The sequence below is a fragment of the Paenibacillus zeirhizosphaerae genome (genome assembly GCF_030705605.1).
In the GTDB taxonomy this organism is placed as follows: Bacteria; Bacillota; Bacilli; order Paenibacillales; family Paenibacillaceae; genus Paenibacillus; species Paenibacillus zeirhizosphaerae.
In genome coordinates, this window is sequence record NZ_JAPCKK010000011.1 from 77280 (window position 1) to 103503 (window position 26224).

General features: G+C 53.9%; 22 protein-coding genes. 1 reads left to right on the forward strand and 21 read right to left on the reverse strand.

Going from position 1 to position 26224, the window contains the following annotated elements; translation table 11 throughout:
- Nucleotides 1-7 precede the first annotated feature (7 nt).
- The 15 genes from OIN60_RS05030 to OIN60_RS05100 all read right to left on the reverse strand — a co-directional run bounded on the left by OIN60_RS05030 (nt 8) and on the right by OIN60_RS05100 (nt 18735).
- Complete coding sequence (locus OIN60_RS05030) at nt 8-514, reverse strand: GNAT family N-acetyltransferase (RefSeq protein WP_305753761.1); 507 nt, start codon at nt 512-514, stop codon at nt 8-10.
- A gap of 153 nt (nt 515-667) precedes the next feature.
- A complete protein-coding gene (locus tag OIN60_RS05035; protein WP_305753762.1) occupies nt 668-1900 on the reverse strand; it encodes an MFS transporter in 1233 nt (410 codons plus the stop codon).
- A gap of 77 nt (nt 1901-1977) precedes the next feature.
- The gene (locus tag OIN60_RS05040; protein WP_305754086.1) at nt 1978-4044 is read right to left on the reverse strand and encodes a molybdopterin-containing oxidoreductase family protein; all 2067 of its coding nucleotides are present in this window, start codon (nt 4042-4044) and stop codon (nt 1978-1980) included.
- 311 nt (nt 4045-4355) lie between these two features.
- Nucleotides 4356-5207: a formate/nitrite transporter family protein gene (locus tag OIN60_RS05045; RefSeq protein WP_305753763.1), complete on the reverse strand. Its 852-nt coding sequence runs from the start codon at nt 5205-5207 to the stop codon at nt 4356-4358.
- Nucleotides 5208-5605: 398 nt separating this feature from the next.
- A complete protein-coding gene (locus OIN60_RS05050) occupies nt 5606-6967 on the reverse strand; it encodes an FAD-dependent oxidoreductase (protein WP_305753764.1) in 1362 nt (453 codons plus the stop codon).
- A 350-nt stretch (nt 6968-7317) separates the two neighbouring features.
- Nucleotides 7318-7794: a glutathione peroxidase gene (locus OIN60_RS05055; protein WP_305753765.1), complete on the reverse strand. Its 477-nt coding sequence runs from the start codon at nt 7792-7794 to the stop codon at nt 7318-7320.
- Between the two features lie 169 nt (nt 7795-7963).
- Nucleotides 7964-8842 carry an ABC transporter ATP-binding protein gene (locus OIN60_RS05060; RefSeq protein WP_305753766.1) on the reverse strand — a complete coding sequence of 293 codons (879 nt, stop codon included), beginning with the start codon at nt 8840-8842 and terminating at the stop codon, nt 7964-7966.
- Nucleotides 8843-8889: 47 nt separating this feature from the next.
- Complete coding sequence (locus tag OIN60_RS05065) at nt 8890-9918, reverse strand: FecCD family ABC transporter permease (RefSeq protein WP_305753767.1); 1029 nt, start codon at nt 9916-9918, stop codon at nt 8890-8892.
- The gene (locus tag OIN60_RS05070; RefSeq protein WP_305753768.1) at nt 9918-10961 is read right to left on the reverse strand and encodes a FecCD family ABC transporter permease; all 1044 of its coding nucleotides are present in this window, start codon (nt 10959-10961) and stop codon (nt 9918-9920) included. Before OIN60_RS05070 ends, OIN60_RS05065 begins: the two co-directional genes overlap by 1 nt.
- 154 nt (nt 10962-11115) lie before the next feature.
- Entirely contained in the window at nt 11116-12264 is a 1149-nt protein-coding gene (locus OIN60_RS05075; RefSeq protein WP_305753769.1) for an AI-2E family transporter, read from the reverse strand.
- A 151-nt stretch (nt 12265-12415) separates the two neighbouring features.
- Complete coding sequence (locus tag OIN60_RS05080; protein WP_442417846.1) at nt 12416-13762, reverse strand: DEAD/DEAH box helicase; 1347 nt, start codon at nt 13760-13762, stop codon at nt 12416-12418.
- Between the two features lie 168 nt (nt 13763-13930).
- A complete protein-coding gene (locus OIN60_RS05085) occupies nt 13931-15373 on the reverse strand; it encodes a SulP family inorganic anion transporter (protein WP_305753771.1) in 1443 nt (480 codons plus the stop codon).
- A 593-nt stretch (nt 15374-15966) separates the two neighbouring features.
- Complete coding sequence (locus tag OIN60_RS05090; RefSeq protein ID WP_305753772.1) at nt 15967-17625, reverse strand: ABC1 kinase family protein; 1659 nt, start codon at nt 17623-17625, stop codon at nt 15967-15969.
- Entirely contained in the window at nt 17626-17985 is a 360-nt protein-coding gene (locus OIN60_RS05095) for a phasin family protein (RefSeq protein ID WP_305753773.1), read from the reverse strand. It lies immediately after the preceding gene.
- A gap of 111 nt (nt 17986-18096) precedes the next feature.
- Nucleotides 18097-18735 carry a ThuA domain-containing protein gene (locus OIN60_RS05100; protein WP_305753774.1) on the reverse strand — a complete coding sequence of 213 codons (639 nt, stop codon included), beginning with the start codon at nt 18733-18735 and terminating at the stop codon, nt 18097-18099.
- Between the two features lie 340 nt (nt 18736-19075).
- Here OIN60_RS05100 and OIN60_RS05105 point away from each other — a divergent pair, with 340 nt between their 5' ends.
- Nucleotides 19076-19525 carry an AbrB/MazE/SpoVT family DNA-binding domain-containing protein gene (locus OIN60_RS05105; RefSeq protein WP_305753775.1) on the forward strand — a complete coding sequence of 150 codons (450 nt, stop codon included), beginning with the start codon at nt 19076-19078 and terminating at the stop codon, nt 19523-19525.
- Between the two features lie 160 nt (nt 19526-19685).
- Here OIN60_RS05105 and OIN60_RS05110 read toward each other — a convergent pair whose 3' ends face one another.
- Genes OIN60_RS05110 through OIN60_RS05135 form a run of 6 tightly spaced genes read right to left on the reverse strand, consistent with a single transcriptional unit; the run spans nt 19686 to nt 26151 of the window.
- Nucleotides 19686-21158 carry a cobyrinic acid a,c-diamide synthase CobB gene (locus OIN60_RS05110; RefSeq protein WP_305753776.1) on the reverse strand — a complete coding sequence of 491 codons (1473 nt, stop codon included), beginning with the start codon at nt 21156-21158 and terminating at the stop codon, nt 19686-19688.
- Nucleotides 21148-22269 (reverse strand): cobalt-precorrin 5A hydrolase, encoded by a 1122-nt coding sequence (locus OIN60_RS05115; RefSeq protein WP_305753777.1) that lies wholly within the window; start codon nt 22267-22269, stop codon nt 21148-21150. Before OIN60_RS05115 ends, OIN60_RS05110 begins: the two co-directional genes overlap by 11 nt.
- Nucleotides 22262-23086, reverse strand: a complete 825-nt coding sequence (cobM, locus tag OIN60_RS05120; RefSeq protein ID WP_305753778.1) for a precorrin-4 C(11)-methyltransferase — start codon at nt 23084-23086, stop codon at nt 22262-22264. The genes OIN60_RS05115 and cobM overlap by 8 nt, the downstream gene beginning before the upstream one ends.
- Nucleotides 23083-23793: a precorrin-2 C(20)-methyltransferase gene (gene cobI, locus OIN60_RS05125; protein ID WP_305753779.1), complete on the reverse strand. Its 711-nt coding sequence runs from the start codon at nt 23791-23793 to the stop codon at nt 23083-23085. Before cobI ends, cobM begins: the two co-directional genes overlap by 4 nt.
- The gene (gene cbiE, locus OIN60_RS05130; protein WP_305753780.1) at nt 23790-25052 is read right to left on the reverse strand and encodes a precorrin-6y C5,15-methyltransferase (decarboxylating) subunit CbiE; all 1263 of its coding nucleotides are present in this window, start codon (nt 25050-25052) and stop codon (nt 23790-23792) included. Before cbiE ends, cobI begins: the two co-directional genes overlap by 4 nt.
- Nucleotides 25045-26151 carry a cobalt-precorrin-5B (C(1))-methyltransferase gene (locus tag OIN60_RS05135; RefSeq protein WP_305754087.1) on the reverse strand — a complete coding sequence of 369 codons (1107 nt, stop codon included), beginning with the start codon at nt 26149-26151 and terminating at the stop codon, nt 25045-25047. The genes cbiE and OIN60_RS05135 overlap by 8 nt, the downstream gene beginning before the upstream one ends.
- Between the last annotated feature and the right edge of the window lie 73 nt (nt 26152-26224).

A 26224-nucleotide genomic window follows, 5' to 3' on the forward strand; every position in this document is an offset into this window, starting at 1 on the left:
ATCAGCTCTATGGTCGGTCATTCTTCAAGTGATGGGCCATTATAATATCGTCGATGAAGGTGCCGGAAATACAATATTCGGCCGCCAGCCGCCCCTCCTTCACAAATCCGTTCTTCCGGTAAAAGGCAATAGCTCCTGTATTGCAGGAGAGCACCCGCAGACTGAGCTTGCGAACGCCCCGGGAAGCCGCCAACTCCTTCATCGCATGCATGAGAAGGCTACCGACCCCCTCCCTCTGACAGGAAGGATGGACAGCAATATGAATGGACAGCACATGGCTGTTACTGACGAGAGAGGTAGGAGGTTGAAAGCCGATATATCCCCGTAGGATATTTTTTTGAACAGCAACCAGTTGCGAGCCTGGAGGCGCATGACGAAGAAACTCTCCTCTCGAACCCCAGCTTAGCGGTGCCGGTGCTGTCCGCTCGTTCCACACAAGCTCATCCAGCATCATGATTTCAGATGCATCCTTAAGCTCTGAAAGACGTACAGTCCACGCTTGACTTCCACTCATGTTGTTCAATCCTTCCATTCTTCGAGCGTTTAGATGATACCTATTGTAGCACAACGGGATACCAAAGAACCGCGCCCCCTTCACACTGCATAGCATGCAGAGCGAAAGAGACGCGGCCCTTGAATACGTAGCTTGACCGGTGGGGCCGTGCTGTTAGTAACCGCCGCGCACCGTCTCCAGCTCCTTCTGCACCCGACTGCGGTTCAACCCACTATGCAGCATGTAGAACAGAATGCAGAATACGGCTGTAACCGCCGCAAGCCAGACCGCCGGAGCCAAGCCTGCTTGATCATACAGCACACCCATCGCATAAGGCCCGAACACCCGCCCGGCTGCGCCGATCCCACCGACCAGCCCAATGTAAAATGGCGCGCCTTTGCCGCCGTGCTCCGATAGAAACGCCGGAATGGCAGGGGACATCAGCATTTCCCCGATGGTTGCCAGCACCATGGCCAGTACCATTCCCGGATAATTCGGGACCAGCACCATCAGGATATAGGCGGCCAAATAGAAGATGCCGCTGGCAATCAGTTGGGACGAGGTCGTGGCCGTCCAGCTCCGCCGAATCCAGGAGACCAAGGGCTGTGCGACAAAGATCAGAATGCCGTTCAAGGTCCAAAGCAAGCCGTACATGCTTTTGGGCATCCCCTCTTCAATAATGAACGGCGATACGCCCGTATTCCAGATCGAGTTGCCGAACCACAGAAACATCGTGCCCAGGCCGATATACAGGTAGATGCGCGTATCACGCAGCAGCACAGGCAGCGGAAGCTCCCCGGATGCGCTGCTGCGCTTGCTCAAGTGCACCTTTCCCTCCTCCATGTCGACCCGGGTCAGATAGACAAAGAAAAATAATGCGAACACGGCTGATGTCAAGCCGTTCAGGACGAAGCTCAAGTGATAGGACAAATCAGCCAGAACACCGCTCAAAGCCGTCCCCAGCGCAACACCGATATTGTTGGCTACGTAGATCACATTGAACAGTTCCCCGCGCCGGTCGGCAAACCGGAACCCGATAAAGGCCTGAATTGCCGGCATGGACATGGCATTACAAAATCCGATGAACCCCATCATGATGACGAATACAGGCCAGTAATTACTGGTGAAGGGCAGCGCACATAGTCCAAGCGCATTCAGGGCCAGAGAGCCTACGATAAGGTTCTTCACACCGACCCGGTGGTAGAGGGCTCCTCCGAGCAATTGTCCGAATATGCTGCCGAGCGACTGGATCAGAATCACAAAGCCGGCGTCACTCATGCTGTGGCCGAGCTCGTCGAAGACATACATCGTCACCAAGGGCCACATCAGCGAGCCGCCAGCCGAATTCACCAGACTTGCGATCAAAAATATTTTGACTTCTTTAGGGTAGGATTGCAGAAATCTCATGAATATACTCCTTCATCGCACATAAGCAAGACACATCCACCAGTATCGCTTACATACGCTTCATCCGGCAAGCACATTCATTGACGCTTTACATTAACAGCAGTTGAAAAGAACACCGCGCCTTTCCCCATGTCCGCCAGCCTATCCGGTGTCAGCGCATTGGCACGCTGCCGCTGCCCTTCCTTCTCCCACCAGAGGCCCTGACTGATGACGGTTCCCGGCAGCATCCTGTCAGCGACCTGCGCCCGTAGCTTGTAAACGCCACGCTCATTCCATACCGTGACTTGATCCCCATCGGAGATTCCCCGCGCCACCGCATCCTCGGGATGGATCTGGAGCAGAGGTTCTTTTTCCAGCTGCTGATGCTTGCCTACGTTCGCAAAGGTTGAATTTAGAAAATTATGGTTTGGCGACGAAATGAACATTAGCGGATACAAATCATCCTTAGCCGGTCTGCGCTCGCCATCATATCCTTCCTGCAATGGCATATAAGAAGGCAGTCCAGGCAGTCCCGCACGCTCCAGCGCTTCGGAATACAGCTCGATTTTACCGGAAGGGGTCGGCAGCTTCTCCAGGAGCCGCGCCTGCGGACTCATATCCAGCTTTACGTGCCGGTGCTCCTGCAGCGCCTCCAGCGTAACCCCGTTCAAATAAGGGTTGGAGGAAAGGTTCAGCGCTCCACGGATCATGCTCTCCTCACTCTCGGCAAATGCCTCGTCATCCAACCCCATCATTTGCCCCAGCAAAGAGAACAGCTCATAATTGCTCTTGCTCTCCCCAACCCGTTCAATCACCGGCTCCTGAAGCTGGATGTAATGATGCCAGTAAGAAGTGAACAGATCCGTGCTTTCGAAGGAAGAAGCAGCCGGAAGCACGATATCCGCATATTTTGCCGTATCCGTCAGAAATAAATCATGGACGACGGTGAACAGGTCCTCCCGCTCGAAGCCGCGTGTGACCCGCTCCGTGTCCGGGGCCACAACCAGCGGATTTGAGCAGTACACGAACAGTCCCTTCACAGGATGTTCCTGATCCAGCAGGGCCTCGCCAATCCGGTTCATATTGATATGGCGCGCCTGCGGATTTGCCCGCAGGTCCGGCCGCTCCAGGGCAGCGCTGTTCAGCTTCGCATAACCACTGTTCGATTTCGTCGCCCCTCCGCCGCGCCGCTGCCAGTGTCCCGTAACCGCCGGCAGGCAGGTTATAGCTCTTACATTCATGCCCCCATTGTCGTGGTGCTGCAGTCCGTTGCCGACATGGATATAGGCTGCCTGCGCGCGTCCGTACATTTCGGCCAAGCGGACAATATCTTCAGCAGGCACACCCGTTATGCGGGCCACCCGTTCGGGAGTGAAGTCTCGAACATGCTCTTCCAGAAGCTCATGCCCTACTGTATAGCGCTCCATAAAGGGCTTGTCGGTCAGACCCTGCGCGAACAGCACATTCATCATCCCGAGGGCAAGCGCCGTGTCTGTTCCCGGATATAATGGGATGAACCAGTCCGCCCATTGGGCAGTCCGGTTGCGGTGAACGTCGATCACGACCACCTTCGCCCCTTTCTTCCGCGCTTTCTCTGCCATCACGACCTGATGCATGTTGGTGCTGACAAGATTGCCTCCCCACACTATAATCAAATCTGCATGCTCGGTATCCTCCGGGCTTACTCCCCCGTAAAATCCCATGGTATACATCCATCCGACGCTGCCTGCCGAATTGCAGATGGTCTGCTCCAGCTTGCTGGCACCCAAAGCGTTAAAGAAACGGCGGTCCATTCCATCCACACTCAGCACACCCATATTGCCATAAAAGCTGTAAGGAAGAATCGACTCCGAGCCATAACGTGTAATAAGCTCCCGGAAGCGTTCCGTAATTTCAGCGAGAGCCTCCTCCCACGTGATCCGTTCAAACTGCCCCGCGCCCTTGGGTCCTACTCGTTTTAGCGGATGCAGCAGCCGCTCGGGGTGGTATATTCTCTCCGTCATATTACGGACCTTGTTGCAGATAGCGCCTTTCGTGACCGGATGATTCGGATCACCTGTGACTTTCACGATTCTGCCATTTTCCTTATGGAGCAGCAGCCCGCACGTATCTGGACAATCCAGCGGACACACGCCGGGGAACACACCATCAGCCGCATCCGTCATTCTTGGCCTGCCATTCCCGTCTTCTTCTCTCTTTATGCTGTAATCTTGAATCACGTCTGGCCCTCCCTTATCCGGCACTTCATTTGCCTGTAACATTTTCTCTATCATACTACATTTTTTTGATGAGTAAGCTGTTTCAGAGCTCTGCCTACAGGGTAAGAAATGATTAAGGCAAGGATGGAAGAGAACAGACTCTTCCTCATGCCGTATCATGGACCACTCCCAAAAAAATTCGCCATGACAGGTTACGTTCCCCCGAACCTGTCATGGCGAATTTACTTTTATTACATTGTAACAAAGCGTTCTGCGGATTATACAACACGTTCAGACGCTGCCTGCGGACGAACAGCCTCCTTCTCCCCTATGGCATGAGCGTGTGTCTTCGGGGTCGTCTGCTCCTTCTTCAAATAAGCTATCCAGTAGGCCCCCGCCACAAACACGGCTCCCCCTGTTAAATTCCCCAACCATACCGGCACAAAGTTACGTATATAATCGAGCCATGTAAAGTGGCCCTCGAAGATCGCCGCCGGGATCAAGAACATGTTAGCCACAACGTGCTGGAACCCAATGGCTACGAACGCCATGGTCGGAAACCAGATGCCCAAAATTTTCCCGCTCATGGAATCGCTGCCGTAGGATAGCCAAACCGCCAACGCGACAAGCCAGTTGCAGCCAATGCCGGACAGATAGGACTGCCAGAAGGAAGCCTGGATTTTATGGCCCGCCATCTCCACTACCTTCTCAAGATAAGGATCGCTGGCCGTCAATCCCACCACATGACCGAAAAAATAAGCGACAAACAGCGCTCCTGCAAAATTGCTCAGGGTGATCAGCACAAGGTTTCTTACAGCCTCGCCTGTCGTGATGCGTCCGGCTATGCGGGCCAAGGGAACCGCCATCATATTTCCGGTCAGCAGCTCGCCGCCGCCCAGCAATACGAGCACCAGCCCCACAGGGAACACAGCCGCGCCGATAAAGGTGGCAATGCTCCCCCATTCTTCAGGAGCGCTCGCAATCACCCGGATATCCAATAAAAAACCAAGAGCAATGAAAGCTCCCGCCAGAAAACCAAGGATCACCGCCGTTTGCCACGGATTATGGGCTTTATGGACTCCGGTTTCAACCGTCAGTTCCGCAATTTGCTTCGGTTTATAAGTTGCCATTCTCTTCTCTCCTTTCATTCGCTGCTTCTTCTGTCTCTTCCAGTTTAGAAGGTTACGAAGGCTATAGTAGTGAAATTAATCACATTAAAGTTGGAAAAATCGGGATCTGTCCATGCAAAAAAGCAGCCCTCCCAAGGAGAAGCTGCTTATATCACATGACACTTATTAGTTATATTCTTCTTTCTCGAGCTGTTTCATAAACCAGGCGATTGCCGCAAAACCGATTGCTCCGAGAACAATCATAAACGTAATCCAAAACAAGACGGTTCCTCCCCCTTTATCCATAACTCATCGTCTGAGTACTTGATTGTCCTTATTGTACAATACTCAGGGAGCAGGGAGAGACGAATTTCATGGCAAACCCGTGAACAAAATCACAGATTTTTGGGGTACATGGGTTACAGAACCACCGCTTCTTGGCGTTTCACTGCTGGAAGAGCCTGCAGTCCTGCCGTATTCAAGAAGTTCCAAGGCTTGTTGTAATGCGGCTGGAAGAAGAAGTCAACAAAGGCAAGCTGATCGACAGTCATCCGATTCTGAATGCAGACCGAGAGCGTGTTCATCGACTGTGTAAGATCAACTTTGGACATCAACTGCGCACCGACGATCCGGCGGGACTCACGTTCATACACAACCTTCAGCAGCACCTTTTCGGCTGTAGGCATAAACTCCGGACGATAGCTGTCCTCGATCGTAACCGCCTCGACCGCCATTCCTTCATCCTTAGCCGCTGTCTCTGTCAAACCTGTGCCTGCAATGTTTTGCTCATATATTTTGATACCCGATGTCCCCTGCGTTCCCATATAAGGGATGGTCGGCTCCATGATATTGCGTGCAATCAGGGTCCCCATTCGAACCGCATTCGTCGCCAGCGGGATGTATGCATGTTTGCCTGTAGGATTATAATGAATCGCACAGCTGTCACCGGCGGCATAAATATCAGGCTGGCTGGTCTGCATATAATCGTTGACGATAATCGCCCCGTTCGGCAGCATATCCACCTGCCCCTTCAGAAGCTCGGTATTCGGGCGGAAGCCGATGCAGAGAATGACCAGATCAGTCTCATACTCCCCATTGGAGGTGATGATCTTGGCAACTTTGCCGTCCTGACCTTCAAAACGGTTGACCGTTTGCCCCAAGGCAAGCTTAATACCGCGCTGCTGCAGGGAATCCTCAATTCTGTCTGTGAACTGCTCATCCAAATATTTATTCAAAATACGGTCCATACTGTCGATCAACGTAACTTCCTTGCCGCTCATTTGGAAGGCTTCTACCAGCTCAATGCCGATGTAACCGGCACCGACAACGGTAATCCGTTTAGCGCTTTTGGCCTTTTCAATAATGGTATTGGAATGATTATAGTTCTTCGAGAGCAAAATATTGTCAAGCTCAATGCCTTCCAGCTTCGGAATAATCGGCCATGAGCCTGTCGTCATAATCAGCTTGTCATACGTATCCGTGAATTCTTCCTTGGTTTCAAGATTGCGCACATGCAGCGTCTTGGTTTGGGTATCCACCGAGGTTACCTCGTGAAGCATTTTAGTGGTTACGCCCAAATCCGCAAGCTGCTGTGGAGACGAATAGAACAAGCCTTCGGGGTCCTTCACCACGCCGCCGACATACAGTGCAATCCCGCAGGAAAGAAATGAAATATTATCATTGCGCTCATATACGGTAATTTGTGCTTCAGGATATAATTTGGCGGTATTGACGATGGCGGCTGTCCCAGCGTGTGTGCATCCAATCACTGCGATTTTCATAGGTGTTGCCTCCTCGGGTTTATATTGTGAATAATTTCACTTTTCAACGACTGTTTATGTGATTCATTTCACTTTATGTCCTTAGTATAATGTGATCCATTTCACAATGCAACATCTTTTAGCCTTATTCATACATTGTTCACATTTCTTCCGATACAGAGATCTCCCTGCTGTTCATTAGCTTTCCCATGAGTCTTATGATTATGCCTGCTGTTTCGTGCAAGCTAACCGACAACCGAGCGATTTTACAACTGGGAATAACTTGAGCTGATCATAGGCACGCAAAAAATCTCCCGGCGTACTCATCCGGGAGATTTCGTCGTATTACCTCATGTTCTACCTGTTCGACGTTAGAGAAGCTGCTCAATAGCGGATTTCATCGTTTCTGGAGACTCCTTCGGCTCAAAACGGGCTACGGGTACTCCCTCACGATTGACAAGGAATTTGTTGAAATTCCAAGAAATATCGCCGCTCTCCTGTTCCCCAGGCAGTTTGTCCTTCAAGTATTGAAACAGCGGATGTGTGTCAGGACCATTGACTTCAATTTTGGAAAAAACGGGGAAGTTCACGCCGTAGTTGATCTTACAGAACTCCTCCGCCTCTTCACTGGTGCCCGGCTCCTGCTCGCCGAACTGGTTGCACGGGAAGGCCAGCACGACCAGTCCACGGTCTTTGTATTCATCATAGAGCTTTTGCAACTCCCCGTATTGGGGGGTCAAACCACACTTGCTCGCTGTGTTCGCAATCACAATCACCTTACCTGCATAGGTTTCCATGGAAAATACCTGATTCGCGGGCGTTATGGCTTGGAATGAATAAATGGACATGGGGCTTATCCTCCTCTAAAAAAACTGCGTTATTCTAATACAAGTTAGATGGAAACATCTGCTTCTATCATAACCAAACGAGAAGAAAAATCCAAATCCCGTATCGATACCGTAAAAAGCCGGCGTTTTCCGCCAGCTTGAGTGTAGAAAGGCTTGATGCACCATGGAGCTATCGGACAACAGCACCCACGAGCTTCTCTTTTCTTTCAGGGATGATCACAGCTTCTGTACCAGGGCCTGCCATAACGTTGGGCAGAGTAGGGTGTCCCGCCAGCGCGTAAGGCAGGCAGAGCGGAACTCCCGTACGTGGATCGGTCACAATATCCGCCTCGATTCCGAATACATCGCGCAGCACTTCAGGCTGCATCACCTCAACCGGAGAACCGACAGCTTGCGCCTTTCCCTTCTTAATAGCGATCATATGATTGGCGTAACGGGCCGCATGATTGAGATCATGCACAACCATCACAATCGTGCGGCCGGCTGTGGCGTTCAAATGCTCAAGGAGCTGCAGAACTTCGAGCTGATGGGCCATGTCAAGGAACGTAGTCGGTTCGTCAAGGAACAGAATATCCGTATCCTGTGCTAACGCCATAGCAATCCATGCACGCTGGCGCTGCCCACCCGAAAGCTGATCAATTGGACGATCATGGAAATCCTGCATTCCAGTCACGCCGATTGCCCACTCCACCATTTTCCGGTCCTCCGCCTTGAGCGAGCCAAAGCCCTTCTGGTAGGGAAAACGTCCGTAGGATACAAGTTCCGTCACAGTCAAGCCTTCCGGAGCAGTTGGATTCTGCGGCAGAATCGCAAGCTGCTTCGCCACATCACGCGTGGATTGCTTATGAATGGATTTGCCGTCCAGCAGCACGGTTCCACCCTTAGGCTGCATGATGCGGGCCATCGTTTTCAATATTGTCGATTTGCCGGAGCCGTTCGCTCCAACAAGTGCCGTAATTTGACCTTGCGGAATCTCTATGTTCAAATCCTCGACAATCAAACGATCCTCATAGGCAATATTCAGACCGACTGTATTTAAACGAAACATGTGATCATCCCTTTCATTAATCTAAAGACGGTTTGTTTGCGACGATATCAGCCCCTTGATCTGGAGAGCAGATATAAAAAATACGGAGCGCCGATCACGGCCACGACAATACCGGTCGGAATGCCGGAAGGCTGAATAATCGTGCGAGCGATGCTGTCTCCGGCCAGCATAATCAATGCGCCGACCAGTGCCGATACCGGCACGAAATGCTTGTGCCGCGGCCCAACTAAACTGCGGGCTAGATGGGGGCCAATCAGCCCCAGGAAGCTTATGCCTCCACTGACGGAGACACAGGCACCGCTGAGGGCTACCGCTGCTGCTACGAGCAGCAAGCGCTCCCGGTTCAGCACGCTTCCGAGACCCGCCGCGGTTTGATCTCCCAGCATCAGCACATCCATCTGCCGGGATTTAGAGATCACAAACGGAATCAAAATAACAATCCAAGGCAGCAGCGCCAGTACGAAATCCCAGTTCGTTCCCCAGATACTGCCTGCCAGCCAATTGGCCACAAAATTATAGTTCCGCTCGTCCAGCCGGATGACCAGCACCAGCATCAGAGACTGAATCCCGGCCGCCATCGCAATACCTGCGAGCAGCAAACGTGCAGTCGACAAGCCCTTATGCCTGCGGTAGGCCAGCCAATAGATCGCCGCCGCAGCACCAAACGAACCGAGTATGGCCAGAACGGGTAAAGTAAACGGCGAAGCATCGGTTCGCAGCGGATTCAGCGATACATACAGGATGACCGCCAGACCCGCTCCTGAGTTGATCCCGAGAATGCCCGGGTCGGCCAACGGATTGCGGGACACCCCTTGCAGCACCGCCCCTGCCACAGCAAGCCCCGCTCCCACGAGCAGGGAAATAACGATACGGGGCAGACGAAATTCGAATAATATGAGCGATTCCGTTCTGCTTCCCATCCCCATAAAGGTTCTCAGCACCTGCATCGGACTAAGGGAAGTATGCCCTGAGTTAACGCTGATAACCAGCACAATAACGATAAGTGCAATCAACACCGCCGACACGGTAAAGGTTCTAGCCCCTCTTTGCGAATACCAGATTCCCTGAGGCTTCATCAGTCCCTCACCTCTTTCCGGATAAGGTAGAGGAAGTAAGGGACCCCGATCAGGGCAATCATGGCCGCAGCTGGCGTCTCCTGTGGAGGATTCACCAGTCTTGCCGCAATGTCAGCACCCACCACCAAGAGCGAGCCGATCACGGCCGAGGTGGGAATGATCCAGCGATAATCCTTGCCTACCAGGAAACGGGCGACATGCGGTACCACCAATCCTATAAAACCGATGGTCCCTACCATAGCGACCGACGCTCCCGCCAGGATCATAACCACTACCGAAGCAGCGAGTTTGATGAGTCCCGTCTGTAGCCCAAGGCCAAGCGCCACATCTTCACCGAGGCTGAGAATCGAGATATACCGCGAAAGCAGGAGCGAAACAATGAGTCCGCCACCGATCCATGGAGCCGTCAGTGCGAGCTGGTCCCATTGAGTGCCGGCGACACCGCCTGCAATCCAAAAATCCATATCCTGTGCAACATCGTTCACCAGAGCAATGCCCTGACTGAGACTGGAGAGCAGAATGGAAACAGCGGAGCCTGCGAGCGCCAGCCGAACAGGTGTGAGCCCGCCCCTGGAAAATCGGCCAAGGCCGAATACCAGGATAACGCCGAGTCCAGCCCCGACAAACGATACAAGTATCATGCTATTAAAAGAAAGGTGCGGTAGATATGCGAAACAAATCGCCAACGCAAAGGCGGCTCCCGCGTTAATGCCCAGCAGGCCGGGATCTGCCAGCGGATTGCGCGTCATTCCCTGCATAATCGAGCCGGACGCGGCGAATGCCGCTCCGACCAGCGCTCCCGCAATCACACGCGGAAACCGCAAATCCCAAATGATCTGATGATTCGTATTATCTGGATGAAATGAGAAGAGCGCTTCGTACACAGTCCGCAGCGGAATCCTCACCGCCCCTACAGCAATCCCGAGAGCCATGATGAACAGGAGAGCGGCCAGCCCGATCACGATAATGCCCATTGCCGCTCCTGGACGCGCCCAGAGCTGTTCCCGCAACTGTTCTTCCTTCCCGTTTGTAGAGCTATCCATGCTGCAAAGCCTCTTTCTCGACAAAATTCATATAATCTTCATTTAATCCTCTCTTATAAAGATACTGATAATCATTATCAATTGTCAATAGCCTCCGCCCAACTTATTTCGGAATGTGACAAAAAAAATGGATCCTTTCGGATCCATGACGGCATCAGGACTGCTGCTGTTCCGGCTCGTACATCCGGGAACGATATTTGAACCACCGGAATATATGCGTCACAATAACTTTCAGCACAGCATAACCGGGAACCGCCAGCACGATACCTACCACGCCGAACATTTTACCTGCCGTTAGAATAACAAAAATAATCGTGACCGGATGTATTTTCAGCGTCTTGCCCATAATTTGCGGCGAGATAAGCTTGCCTTCGACCAGTTGCACGACGGTCCACACGACAATCATTTTGACCAGCATCACCGGAGAGGTAACGAGGGCGACAATGAGCGCCGGTGTAATGGCGATCGCCGGCCCCAGGTACGGCACCACGCTGGTGAATGAAGCAATGACCGCGAGTGTCAGCGAATAATCGAGACCTATAATCAGGTACCCGATATACAACAGTGCGCCGATACAGAAGCTGACGATAATCTGGCCGCGGATATAGGAGCTGACCTGATGGTTTATCTCGCTCATGATCCGGTGAGTCTGCGGCCGCAGACCCGTCGGAAGCAGCCCCAGAATGAATTTCGGCAGCTTGCCTTTGTCCTTCAGCAAATAAAACAGGATGAACGGAACAGTGATGATGGCAACAACCGTTTCGGTCACCGCCCCCACAATGGAGCCGATGCTATTCCATGCGTTGTTCAACACGGATGTGCTCCATTCTGAGACTTTGTTCGCCAACTCCGCCGGATTATAGTTAATGGTGTCACGGAATTGATTCACGAAATCGCTGCCGATCAGCTTCTCGAATTGGGCCTGCGCCTGAGCGCTGTATACGGGAGCATTGGTGATGAGCCTGGACACCTGATCGCGGATGACCGGAACGACAGAGGTAATAATGATGGTCATAACGCCAATCACCAACAGGTATAACACAACAATGGAGTATACACGTTTTACCTTTTTACGCTCCAAATAATCGACAATCGGATTTAGCAAATAAAATGCGATGCCTGTTAAAATCAGCGGTAAAACGACGGTTTTAACGAGCACCGCAAGTGGCTGAAATATATAGGATATTCGGGTGAACACCATGATATTCAGGCCAATCAGCAGCGCAATCAGCAGGAATAACACAAATCTGTTGTTCAAGAAAAAGATTTTGAAGCGTTCTTTCCAGTCATTCCTCGGTTCCATGGCAGTTCCTCTCGGCAGAATGAATTCTCTAACGGTCTTGCTAAGCTATTACAAAATTATACACGGACCGTACTTGGAAAACAAAATCACGGACCAGCTTCTGTCCGCGATACAAACAGCCCCCGGGAGCTTGGCCCGGGGGCTGTACTGGTTAGCGGCCGCGGCCTCGTCGGCCGCCCTGAGAGCCGCCGCTGCGGCTAGAGCGTGCGTCGCGGCGCTCGCCGCCCGCGCCTGGGCGTCCCTGGCGCGGCTTGTCCCGGCCCGAACCGCGGCGTCCACCGCCGGAGCCTTCCGTGCGGCCGCGGGAAGGGCCCCCGGCCGTGCGAGCAGGCCGGGTTCTTTCGTCGCGCTCCGCAGACGGTGCGGCGGATGAGCCCTGCTGGCCCGACCACTCGGCACGGGCCATCTTCAGACCTGCGGATTTCTGAATCCGCCGCAGGTCCTCCACATCCTTGGGCGCGGCGAACGTAATCGCCACGCCCTTGCCGCCGGCCCGGCCCGTACGGCCGATGCGGTGGATGTAGCTTTCGGCGTCATGCGGCATATCGTAGTTGAATACGTGCGTGACGCCTTCCACATCCAGACCGCGGGCCGCCACATCGGTGGCCACCAGCAGTTGCAGCCTCGCGTCGCGGAACGCCTTCATTACCTGCTCCCGCTTGTTCTGGGACAGGTCCCCGTGCAGCTCGCCGCTCTTGTAGCCAAGCGTCTGCAGCTCCTCATTCAGCTTCGCAGCGCGAAGCTTCGTTCTGCAGAAGATCACTGCGAGATACGGGCGGTGCGTGTCGATCATTTCAATCAAAGCCTTCTGCCTCGTCCGGTCGGTACACTCGACGACAAGCTGGCGGATCTGATCCACCGGCACCGGTGAAGCGGACTGCACTTTCACGTCTGTCGGGGAGTGCATGTAAGCCCGGGCCAGCTTACGTACGGCCGCCGGCATCGTTGCCGAGAAGAGCATCGTCTGCCGCCGGTACGGAACAGCCTTAATGATGGTTTCCACCTCGTTCAGGAAACCCATATGCAGCATCTGGTCGGCTTCATCCAGCACAAGCATGCTCACCCCGCCAAGCTGCAGTGTCTCCCTGCGCATATGGTCCAGCAGCCGCCCAGGCGTGCCGATAATCAACTGCGCTCCACCCTTCAGCTTGCGCAGCTGTCGTTCCACGTCCTGCCCTCCATACACGGCCAGCAGCGAGATGCCTTCAGTCGTGGCCGCTAGCCGCGCGGCTTCCTCAGTGATCTGCAAGGCCAGCTCTCTCGTAGGCGCAATGACGAGCGCCTGGGGATATTTTTTGCTTCTATTGATTTTGTGCAGAATCGGCAGCAGAAAGGCTAGGGTTTTCCCCGTTCCGGTATGCGCCTCGGCAATCACGTCCTGGCCGTTCATCAGCAGCGGTACAGCTTCATGCTGAACCGGCGTCGGTACAGCAATGCCCTGTGTCTTTAATGCTTCCACCCAATGGGGCTCTATTCCGAGTGATGCAAAATTTTTCAATGGATTGTCACTTCCCTGTTCTTGTAATGGTTCATATTTCATATCGTTCCCCAACAATTGATCTTCCCAGTATACGCGAAGTCCCCCTTGTCCGCCAGCAACTCCCCATGTTCACACCAAAAAGCGCAAATCACAGCGATGCCGCACTGTGATTTGCGCGCCCACACTTTAATGTCCGGAAACAGAGGACAGGCCAATTTTCTCCACAATCAGTCGGCTTTCCTCATTCAGTCCCTTCAGCCTTACTTCTTTGCCGGCCTTCTTGTACTTCTCCGTCACCTTGGCGATGGCGGTTACAGCCGACTGATCCCAAATATGCGAGTCGGAGAAATCTATGCTGATTTGATCCGGGTCCTGCGCCGGGTGGAATTGGTCTACAAAATGCGCGGTAGAAGCAAAAAACATCGGACCGGATATACGGTATAGCTTTTCCCCGTTCTGCTCGGCAGTATGAATTTGGATCTTCGCCATTTTCCAGCCGAAATGCAGAGCACTCAAGAGCACACCCACCAGAACACCCTTCGACAGATCATCGGTGGCCACCACAATTACCACGGTGATGACCATGATGAACGCCTCGGCACGCGGCACCTTGGGTAGATGTACAAGCGATTTCCAATCAAAAGTACCAATCGACACCATGAACATGACACCGACCAGAGCTCCCATCGGCACCTGCTTGACGATATTGCCCAGCACCAGCAGCAGGAAAGCAAGGAACGCCCCCGCCGTAAGCGTGGACAGACGACCTCGTCCGCCGGATTTCACATTAATGACAGACTGTCCGATCATCGCACAGCCGGCCATGCCGCCGAAAAAGCCGTTGATAAAATTCGCAATGCCCTGACCACGTACCTCGCGGTTCTTATTGCTCTTTGTTTCGGTCATTTCATCGACGATTGTAGCGGTCAACAGGGACTCCAGCAAACCTACCAGGGCCAGGGTAAACGAATAAGGGAAAATGATCTGCAGCGTTTGCAGCGACCATTCAATCTCAGGCAGATGGAATATCGGCAGCGTATTGGACAGTTCCCCCATATCGCCCACCGTCTTCACGTCCAGCCCAAAAGCCACGGTAATGATCGTCATGAAAATAATCGCAGCTAACGGTGCGGGAATGACCTTCACAAACCTCGGCAAAATGTAGATCATAGCAAGCGTTCCGGCCACCATCGCATACATGATCCAGTTAGCGCCTTGGAAGTGGACAAGCTGCGCCATAAAGATCAGGATCGCCAGCGCGTTTACAAACCCGGTAATGACCGGCTGCGGCACAAACGTAATGAAACGTCCTATCTTAAAGATCCCGAGCACAAACTGAATGATACCTGTCAAGATGGTCGCGGCAAACAAATACTCGATGCCATGGTCCTTTACCAGCCCGACCATCAGCACCGCCATGGCACCAGTGGCCGCCGAAATCATGGCCGGACGCCCGCCTGCAATAGAAATAACGATCGCAATGGTGATAGAGGCGTACAAGCCCACCATCGGATCCACTCCCGCGATAATCGAAAAGGCGATCGCTTCCGGAATCAGCGCCAGTGCCACGGTGATGCCAGCCAATACATCAGCCCGGACATTGCCAAACCATTGTTGTCTAACATTCATTTGAACCTTGATTCCCCCTCATGACCGGAGCCGATCCGACCCGCACCCTTGCATCAGGGCTTCCGTTCCGCGGCCGACAGGCTGTATCCGGTAAAAAAAATCGGCTTGTCTCTCTCAGACTCACCCTCCCGTTCTGCTCAGTCCATCATTATAACGCAGCAGACAGCACAAAGTAAAAGCCCCAACCCCTATGTAAACGCCATCATTATTATAATTCTTTTAATTTTAACCTTTTGCTCACCAATGCTGATTATTATGCTATACAGCCAAAATGGGCTGTAGCCGGACCTCGTTTAGCAGTAGTTTCTCTTGCGATTCCATGAAGGTTATACCACGAAGCGTATGCCTTCTAAAATCCAAAAAAAGGTCGAGAACAGAGGCACATCGCCTGCTCCCGACCCTTTACCTAACCAGAAATCACAGACGTGGCGATTTCTTCGCTTGGTTTAAGTCGAAGGATGCCACGTTGCAGCGGAGAGAACGAAGCAATTCCGGAAAAGCGGAGCGTTCGCCTTTGGCCCGGAGGGTCAACAGCGATTGCAGGAATGCTTCGTTCTCGGAGCGCCTTTACAGCTCAGCTCAGACCAGACCATCTAGAACCGCCCTGACTTGAAAATGGAGTACAGCAGAAACGCCACCATCAGCAACGCGACCACAAAGCCGATTTCAACGGCCGGCACATTCCACAGCAAAGTCGCCCTGTTCGTCAGTGACGAGCCAATAATCAGGCCTACCATGATGATACAAAAAGCCAGCAGCACGATGCTGAAGGACAGCCGATTGCTGATTTGATCCAGCCTGCGCAGCAGCATTTCCAGCTCCGGCACAGTGACCTCCAGCTTGAGCTTGCCTTTGCTAATCACGGAGGCGAGCTGACGGGCTTGTCCTGGCAGCTCAACCAGCGCTTCCGCCAGCTCGGCCGCTCCCCCAAGCAGCTTGCCGCGGATGCGGCGTGTGCTGAACCTTTCCTTGAGCAGCCTCCGTCCAAAAGGCTCGGCCATTTTAATTATGCTGAGCTCCGGATCGAGGTTCTCAATCACCCCTTCCATCGTCAGCAGGGCTTTGCCAAGCATGACAATGTCGGACGGAATACTTACCTGGTGCTTTTGCGCCACTCCGAACAGGTCGTTCAAGGCCTGCCCCAGACTGATTTGTGAAAAGGGAACATTCACGTACTCCTCACGCAGACGATTAAGGTCGTTGCGCAGTCCTCGCACGTCCATATCCGGATCGATCAGCCCCAGACGATGAATGGCACGCATCATGCCATCTGTATTTTGCCGCATTAAAGCAATGATCAATGAGGCAAGCGGTGTTTTCATTCCTTCCTCCAGATGTCCCACCATGCCAAAATCCAGAAAAACAAGCCGACCATTCTTCATCATAAGCAGATTGCCGGGATGAGGATCCGCATGAAAAAATCCATCCATAAATATTTGCTGAAGCATCGCATTCACGAGCTTCTGGGAAATTTCCTTCAGATCAAAGCCTTTCTGTATCAGCTCTTCACGGCGGCTCAGGGTAATTCCCTCCACAAACTCCATCGTCAACACCCGCGCGGCTGTATGCTCCCAATAAATTTTAGGAATATAGATATCCCGGCTATCTGCAAACTGCAGCGCAATCCGCTCGTTGTTCCTCGCCTCATGCGTATAATCCAGCTCACGGATCAGCGATTTGCCCAGCTCGTCCACCATTTGCGGAAGCTGATAACGTTCGGCCCATTCCCAGCGTTTGGCCGCCAATACTGTCAGATCCCGCAGAATTTCCAGATCACGCCGGATGATGCGATCCACGCCAGGGCGCTGAATTTTGATCGCGACATCCTCCCCGGTGTGCAGCCTGCCCAGATGGACCTGGCCGATAGACGCGGCGGCCAACGGGGTATCCTCGAACCGGGATAAGATACTGTGCAGCGGCATATCCAGTTCCTGTTCCAAAATTCCACGGGCAGTCTCCGCCGAGAAGGGCGGCACCTGGTCCTGCAGCTTGACCAGCTCGCGGATAATCGAGTCCGGAAGCAGGTCCGCCCGCGTGCTGGCCATTTGTCCCAGCTTGATGAAGGCCGGCCCCAGCTCCTCCAGCACCAGCCGAATCCGCTCTGCGGTCGTCCTGGTCCCGTGCGCCTCGCGTGAAAGCCATCTCTGCGGCATGGACAAACCGATTTCTTCCACTATGTAACCAAAGCCATGACGTGCGAACGCCATGGCGATTTCCCTGTAACGGCCGGCATGCCTCATATGAACAGCCATTTATCCTGGAAGGTTCCCTTCATCGGATGAAGGCTGCACGGAGGCTGCCGCCTTTTCTTTTTCCAATTCCGCGACCTGCTTCTCAAGCAACGCAATCCGCTGCTCAAGGGCCGCCATATCATTTTCATTCGGTACATCGAGCTCTTTCAGCATCTTGGCTACCTGCTCGCGAATCATCGTCTTGAACTGGGCCTGCTCTTCCTCCCCGCGTCCAATCAGCCGGTCAACCAGCGCCTTGGACTCTGTAGGTGCCAGTTCGCCCCTCTTTACCAAATCATCCACGGCTCGCTCCACTTTTTCCTTACTGACAACGGTGAGGCCCCAACCTAATGAGATTGCTTTTTTGAACAAATCGCTCACGATCATTCCTCCCCTTGCTGTTAGACCGGAATTCGTGTCCGGATACTCTTAGTATAACGACGAATTTCGATTAAATCCAAGATGAGGGGGATCTCTTGAGCACTCTGCCGATTACCCGGGCAGACGCGCCGCCCACTTGGCCGCCTGCACAATAAGACGCTGGAAGCTCACATTCTGGAAGGTAGGCTGATGATGCCCTGGCATAAGATAGACGACTCGCCCAAGACCATAGGAATGCGCCCAGGCAGCCGGGTAGACCTCTCCGTCCAGCTCATACTCCAGCAGCACTGTCTTTGGGGTAAACGGATCGAACTCAAAACGATAGGGCTCCTCCTCCATTGCGAATGAGACAATGCCCTCCATGACCGGGTGGTCCGGGGCAGCCGATTTGAACTGCAGTGGGGCATAGGCCGGATGCCTGGTAAACTTGGCTCCAATGAGCTGGGCAATCTCATAGTTGTTATGCATCGATATGCCATTATGCAGCACGAGCAGCCCTCCTCCTCCACTGACATAGGCAAGCAGGCCTGCGGTTTGCTGCGGAGACATGAGCTCCTTCCAATTATCCCCATAGGAGATGCACAGATCGAAGCTGCTGATGTTCTCTTTTAACAGCAGCTTGCGGTTCTCGCTGCACTGCACCGTCATCCAATCGTGTAGGATGTGCGTCACTTCCTTGTCGATCTCCTGCAGCGGGTGAAACTCAGGGTATGTATAATCACCAAGCAAAAGCGCTTTTCGTTTTTCCATCGTAAAGTCCTCCTACCTATATACTTTGTCCAACGTTTCTACGGTAACGACGGACAGGCCTTGTCCTTAGACTGTGCCTCCTATTCCATTCCACATTTTTACGCCAATTCCTTTTCCATTTGTGGATTTCATATACATCAAATTACATTATGTTACATAAATATATAGCTTTTAATTCTCTTGAAATATAAAGTAACATAAAACATTATACTGCAGCTTGGATTTTTGCCTATTTTATATATATTTTTCTTTCCTTGATGGTGTAAAATTAGAATTAGTTAAAGCGGTTTAATATGGTATACTCGAAAAAAAAATAAGTTGAATGAGGAGGTTGAATGGATTGAAAAGGACGGGTATGACCAGGCCTTTGGACAGCTTGGGACGGATTGTCCTCCCTAAAGAGATGCGTATGACTATGGAAATTGAAATTGGTGATCCGCTGGAATTTTTTATTGAAGACAAGACACTGATGCTCCGCAAATACAAGTCCACCAACTGCACGTTCTGTGGCTCGCTTGACACCAACACCTATTATAAAGATCAGTTTATTTGTAATGACTGCGCGGGTGAACTCAAGACAGCAGAACCTCAGCCTGTACCGATCCCGGGACCTGTCGCAGTACCATCACCTCAAAATGTTCCGCCTAAAAAATCCTATCGCCGGACAGATGACATTCTGGCCAAGATGAGGGAACTTATGCAGGAGCATCCTCAATCTTCACAAAAACAACTGGCCTCCATGCTTGGCATCAGCCAAGGCAGGGTATCTCAATTAAAGAAGTTAATGTAACACCGTAGTTTAGAAATCCGCTTTGAGAAATCTTTAAGAAAAATCATTACGTTAATTATTCTATGAAGGTCAGGCGAATTAAGTCCTACTTAAATAACTTTAAATCCTAAAAAAAGTAAAAGAACCGGTATCCGCCAGTTCTTTTGCTTTTTTTATTAATTCATCGCGTCTGCGCTGCGTTGTACTGGGCACAAGCCCTTACCCAACGTTCCGCCGCTTTGGGCTGTGAAGCCAAATGAACGTGGGTGTATCCCGCCAGCACACTGCCGCGTGTATATCCTTCTGCTGTTACACCCCGCATCCCCTTGGTCTCATATGCATAAGGGATAGGGACACCCTCATCGAAGGACATCACAGAGTAATGGAACTCATGCCCCCGAATCGTCTCGCCCTGCTCAAGCAGCAGGCAATCACAGGTTGCTGTGGCCTCCCTGTATCCAAGCGCAGCCCGTTTCTCCTGCATCCGGACATGGGCCGGAATGATGCCAGCCATGGTGTGAACCTCTCCCGCACGATCAGTCAACGTTCGCGCCAGCACCATGTAACCGCCGCACTCAGCAAAGAGCGGCATATCACTGGCCGCTGCTTGTCTGATTCCGTTAAGGAATGACTCATTCCGGGCGATTGTAGCCGCAAATTCCTCGGGGAATCCCCCTCCCAGGTAGAGGCCCGATGCTCCCTCCGGAATGCCTTCGCCTGCGAGCGGACTGAAGAACACAAGCGCTGCGCCCGCCTGGCGCAGCAGCTCCATATTATCCTCATAGTAAAAATTAAAGGCCGCATCCTTGGCCACGGCGATTACAGGTCTGTCACGGACAGGGAGGGAAGGAAGCTTCATTTCTGACCTCTGAGACGCTGCGGGTGAAGAAGCTAAATGTTCAGCGGGAGCGGAATTCGGCAGTACCATGGAACCCGCGAGCTCCCACAGGCCGTCCAGATCCGTGCCCTCACGAATCCGCTGCGCCGCACGAATGAATAAGGGCTCCAGCTCGCCACGCTCGATGGCAGGCACCAGACCGAGGTGGCGCTCCGGAATATCGAGCTCTTCGTCCCGGGGCAGCCAGCCGAAGACGGGAATGCCGCACTCCTGTTCAATGGCCGCTTTGACGATTTCATAGTGCCCCCGGCTCCCGCAGCGGTTCACGATAACTCCGATGATGCGAAGCGCCGGCTCAAGCCGCTGATAACCGAGCACGATAGCCGCCGCGCTGCGCGCCATGCTGCGGACATCCACGACAAGGACCACGGGGCTCCCGGTAATCATGGCGATTTCAGCCGTGGACCCGATATTGCTGCGCGGGTCCTTACCGTCGTATAAGCCCATAACCCCTTCAATGATGGAAATATCCGCATCGGCCGAGGCATGGCTGAACATCTTCAGGACATAGTCCCCGGAGGTCATCCAGGAATCCAGATTGTGGGAAGGAACGCCCGTTACGGCCGTATGGTAGGTCGGATCAATATAGTCCGGTCCGCACTTGAAGCCCTGTACCTTCAATCCCTTCTCTGCAAAGATCTTCATCAGCCCGAGCGTAATCGTCGTTTTGCCTGCCCCGCTGCCTGTGCCAGCAATAACCAGCCTGCGGCGGAGCTGATTCTCCACGCCTGAAGCTCTTATCGTTTCATTGTGCATTAGCCGTCTCCTTTACCGGCAACTGCGGGAACGCCACCCGCGCCACCGAAAGTGTCAGGTTACCTGTTTTTTTCTTCTCCAGCAGCCAATCCTCCGCTCCTGCGGACAGCAGCGCCGCGGGTTCGCATACGCCGTAGGCACCAGTGTATTTAAATACGGTTGCCGACGGATTCGGCAGCCGCACCGTGTTCAGTTGCTCAGGTGTGTAGGTGACCAGCTCCCAGCCATACTTGCCGCATAGCGCAAGCAATCCTTCCTCATCCTTTTTCAGGTCAATCGTCGCTACATTCCGGACGCTTTTCACGGACAGCCGAAGCTCCTCCAGCGTATCAAGCACCGCCGTTTCAAGCTCCTCCAGTCCGGTACCACGGTTACAGCCGATGCCCAGCACCAGGCTTTTCGGACGGTACAGCACTCCGTTGCCCAGCAGGTTCTCCTTCTCCCCGTCACTCAGCAGGCGGTCGCTGATCACGAGGGCAGCATTAAAGGGCTCCTGCAGCGCCGCTACCGAGTCCGGGTATACCCGAATGTGTCCCGGCAGCGGTTTATCATATTTCCACCAGCTCTGTTCACCCGTCTCCTGAATGATCGCTACCGGCTCCTCATTCACGACGGCCGCGCTCACGGGTGTGGCTTTATCGAAGCTGTCCACGATCCAGCCAAATTCCCGCCCGAACAAATCAACAGGAATCGTACCCTGCACATCGGAGGCCGTCGTGATGATGGCTCTGGCCCCTAGCACTGCAGCTACCTGTCGCGTCAGTTCGTTCGCCCCGCCGAGATGGCCGGACAGCACACTGATGACATGCTCGCCCCGGTCGTCGATGACCAGCACGGCAGGGTCGATTTTTTTGTCAACAAGCAGCGGTGCAATCATGCGCACAACCGCGCCGAGGGAAATAATCAGAATGATGCCGTTATACCGCTGGAACAGGTCGGGCAGAATCAGCTTGACCGATCCGTCGAACAAATGGATATCCTGGGTGCCTTCATCGCCGCGCGCAAATTTGGACATATAATAAATATCCGTACCCTGGAAGCGCCCGCCCAGATCGCGCGCCATCTCAACCCCATGCTTCGTAATGGCGACGACCGCGTACGGATTACTCACTGGCCTTCACTCCTTTCCGGTACCCGTGGGTGAAGGTTTTATCATACAGCTTGGAACGGTGGGCATCCTTGTTCACCAGCTCCGGGTCCAGTGCCCAGCCGGCCAGGATCATGGCATGCATCGTAATCCCGGCAGCGCGCAGGTCGGCAGGCAAGTTGTCCAGCGTTGTGCGCACTACTTTCTGATCAGGCCAGGTTGCGCGCTGAACGACAGCCACCGGCGTATCTCCGCTCCACCCTGCCGCCATAAATTCGGCCACCACCTTCTTAGCCAGCGTCGCGCTCAGAAAGAGGGCGACCGTGCAGTGGTGGGATGCCAAATCACGCAGCTTCTCACGTTCAGGTACCAGTGTTCTGCCTTCCGCCCGGGTCAGAATGACGGTCTGGGTGAGGTCCGGCACGGTAAGCTCTGCCCCGAGCACCGCAGCGGAAGCAAACACCGAGCTGACACCCGGTATAATTTCATAGGCGACGCCGCGCTGCTTAAGCAGCACCATCTGCTCCAGAATCGCGCCATACATAGCAGGATCGCCTGTATGAACCCTGGCCACGCTCCGTCCCTCTTCCACCGCCGTAGCCATAATCTCCACCTGCTGATCCAGATCCATGCCGGAGCTTTGCAGCACCTGGGCTGACGGCTTGGCCGTAGCGATCAGTTCATCATTAACCAGTGAATCGGTATACAGCACCAGGTCGGCGCTGCGCAAAATGTTGGAGCCCTTCACCGTAATTAGCTCCGGGTCGCCCGGGCCAGCACCGACAATATAGACTTTGGGCTCCAAACCTGACTGCTGCTTTAGCTCGAAATGTCCGCTCATTTGCTCACCACCATCAGACTCAGATATTCCAATTCCTGCCCGCGCAGAGTGCGGGCATCCTGCCACACCATTTCATAAGGGGATGTCACTTTAGTAATGACGGAAGCCCTGCCGCCCAGCTCCATCTCATCCAGCACATCCAGAATGAGGTCAAGCACCTTTGCCACTTTAATGAACACAATCGTGTCGTGGTTCTCAATCGCGCGTCGCATGGCTTCCCGGTCGTCTGTCGCCGGGATAATACCGACCTGCTGATCCCCATCCGCCAGCGGCAGCTCCAGCGCCGCCGCCGCGCCGAGCACGGAGGAAATGCCAGGCACCGATACGATCGGCACCTCAGGGTGAAGCTCCCTCATTAACCGGGCCAGATGAATAAAGGTGCTGTACAGGTTCGGATCACCTTCCGTAACAAAGGCGACATCCTTGCCCTGGCTTAGCGCCTCCCAGCAGGCCGCCACCGTTTTATTCCATTCGCGTTCCAGCACGGCCGGGTCCTTGGTCATCGGAAATACCAGGCCCAGCATTTCCTTTTCAGCCGGATCGATATACAGCTCTACGATTTCGTGGGCATACGATTTGCCCCCCATCCGCTTCTTGGGATAAGCGACGACCGCACATTCCCGGATCAAGCGATAGGCTTTGACCGTAATCAATTCAGGATCCCCCGGACCTATCCCAACACCATAAAGCGTTCCTGCTGTACTCATGAGCTCTCACCTTCCCTCAGATCAGGCTTTTCTGCCAGTGCTACCGGCCGACCTGTAATGACATAGACGGGATTCAGCCCGTCAAAGCGCGTCATTCCCAGAATCGGTTTGCTGCGCGCTGTCTGCAGCAGTGTTACCGACGCTTCCAGTCCGGCCTCCTTCAGCGCGCCCAGGGCATCATGCAGCGTCTCAATGGTGGCTGCATTGACAACGATCCGGCCCCCTGCACGAAGGCGTGATGCACACAGCGCGATCAACCCTGGCAGTTCTCCGCCGCTGCCGCCGATGAACACGGCATCCGGATCAGGCAGATCCTCCAGACCGGCCGGTGCCTTCGCGTGAATAACGGGAAAGTCTGTGCGGAATTTGATTTTGTTCGCTTCAATATTCGCCAGATCGCCCTCGTTCTTCTCTATGGCAAACACCTTGCCGTACCTGGCCAGCCGCGCGCATTCCACCGCTACCGAACCGGAACCGGCGCCAATGTCCCACACGGTGCTCCGCTCAGACAAGCACAGCTCAGACAGGCTGAAGACCCGCACCTCGCGCTTGGTAATCAACCCTTTCTCCGGCTTGCGCTGATGGAATTCCTCATCGGCAAAGCCGAAGCCATGACGCGGCTCAGGAGCATCTGCTTGCCGCAGCAATAGGACCACATTCAGCGGCGAGCATTCAATCCCGGCCATCTCTTCAAGGCTACAGCGTTGGTATCTCTCTTCAGGTCCGCCCAGGTTCTCACCAATAAATGCATTGTACTCTGTCATGCCAAAGCGCAGCAGGTAGGCTGCCACGGCAGCGGGAGTGTTCACCTCATCCGTCAGCAGCGCCACCTTGCGGTGTCCGTCAATTCGTTGGATCAGGCCCGTAATGGGACGTCCGTGAACGCTGTCCACAACTGCATCCTGCCAGCCGACTCCAAGCTTGGCAAAGGCAAGCTGTACAGAGCTGAGATGAGGGATAATCTCCAGGCTGCCCGGCTCGAGCTTACCCGCGAGGTAACCCGCAATTCCGAAGAACAGGGGATCACCGGAGGCGATGACGACAATTTTCTCCTGCGCTCGCCGCTCGTCCAGCTCTGTGGCTAGTCCTGCTAAACCGTTCTTGAGGACCCGCTTCTCCCCTTTGAAATCCTGGAAAAACGCAAGCTGGCGCTCTCCGCCAACCAGCAGGCCAGCATTATGTATGTGCCGGAGGGACTCTGCCGTCAGACCGTCCGCTCCATCTTCTCCTATGCCGATGATATAAATTTTATTATCCACTGATGACCGCCTTTCCGAGTACTTGCCCTTTCATCGTCACAAGCACCATCTCCACCGTAATACCGCCTTCCGCATATTCCAGGCAATGGCGGCATGCATAACCGCACAAAAGCTCAAAAAACTTCAGGCACTGTGCTTCTGTCATCATATCCGCCACCTGTGAGGCCGTATTCGCCCCGGTCACAGCCTCTACCAGCTCGGGATCGGCCTCCGCCTCCCGTGCAATTCCGGCCAAAAAGCCAAAGTCCACCGGGGCGCTCTTGGAATGCACCATCATAACCCCCTGCGCAACCTTGGACAGCTTGCCCGGCATGCCGACCAGTATGATCTTCTTCATGTTCAGCCTCTTGCCATGCTTGACGGCAAAACCGACAAAATCCCCCATCTGGATAAATGCCTCCTCAGGGAGATGACCGTACATCTGCATGGCGTATTTCTCACTGCTGCCGCCGGTCGTCAGCACGATCTCCTCACAGCCGGTAGCGCTCGCCACTGAGATCGCCTGCACAACACTCGCCCTGTACGCTGATGTGGAGAACGGCACGACCACACCGCGTGTTCCCAGGATAGATATGCCGCCCATGATGCCAAGCCGTGAGTTTAATGTTTTCTTGGCAATTTCCTCACCATCAGGCACGCTGATGACAACCCGCACGCCGCGTGCCGCTCCATGCTCTTCCAGCACCTGGGAGACGGCCTCCGTAATCATGCGGCGCGGCACGGGATTGATCGCCGCTTCGCCGACAGGAACAGGCAGGCCCGGCTTGGTGACACGGCCGACCCCAATCCCGCCGTCAAGCTCAATGCCTGCTTCTTCCCGCCAACTTGCTGTGGCCACAATCTTGGCCTGATGCGTCGCGTCAGGATCATCTCCGCCGTCCTTGATGGTGGCGCAGGAGGCGGTATCCGCTTCCTGACGCTGCTCAATCAGCTCGAACGCATGATCAAATCCGGCGGGCAGTGAAATGACCGCCTGCTGCGGAGCAATTCCGGTCAGCAGCAGTTGGACCGCTCCCTTGGCCGTTGCGGCGGCACACGCGCCGGTCGTAAAGCCCGACCGCATCAGCTTGTCGGACGCAGGCGCCTCGCTGCTCTTCATGCGACGGGGCTGCCCCGCGCCTGCCGCTTCCTTCTCCATCCGTCATCCTCCTTCGGCTGTAGTTCACGCCTGG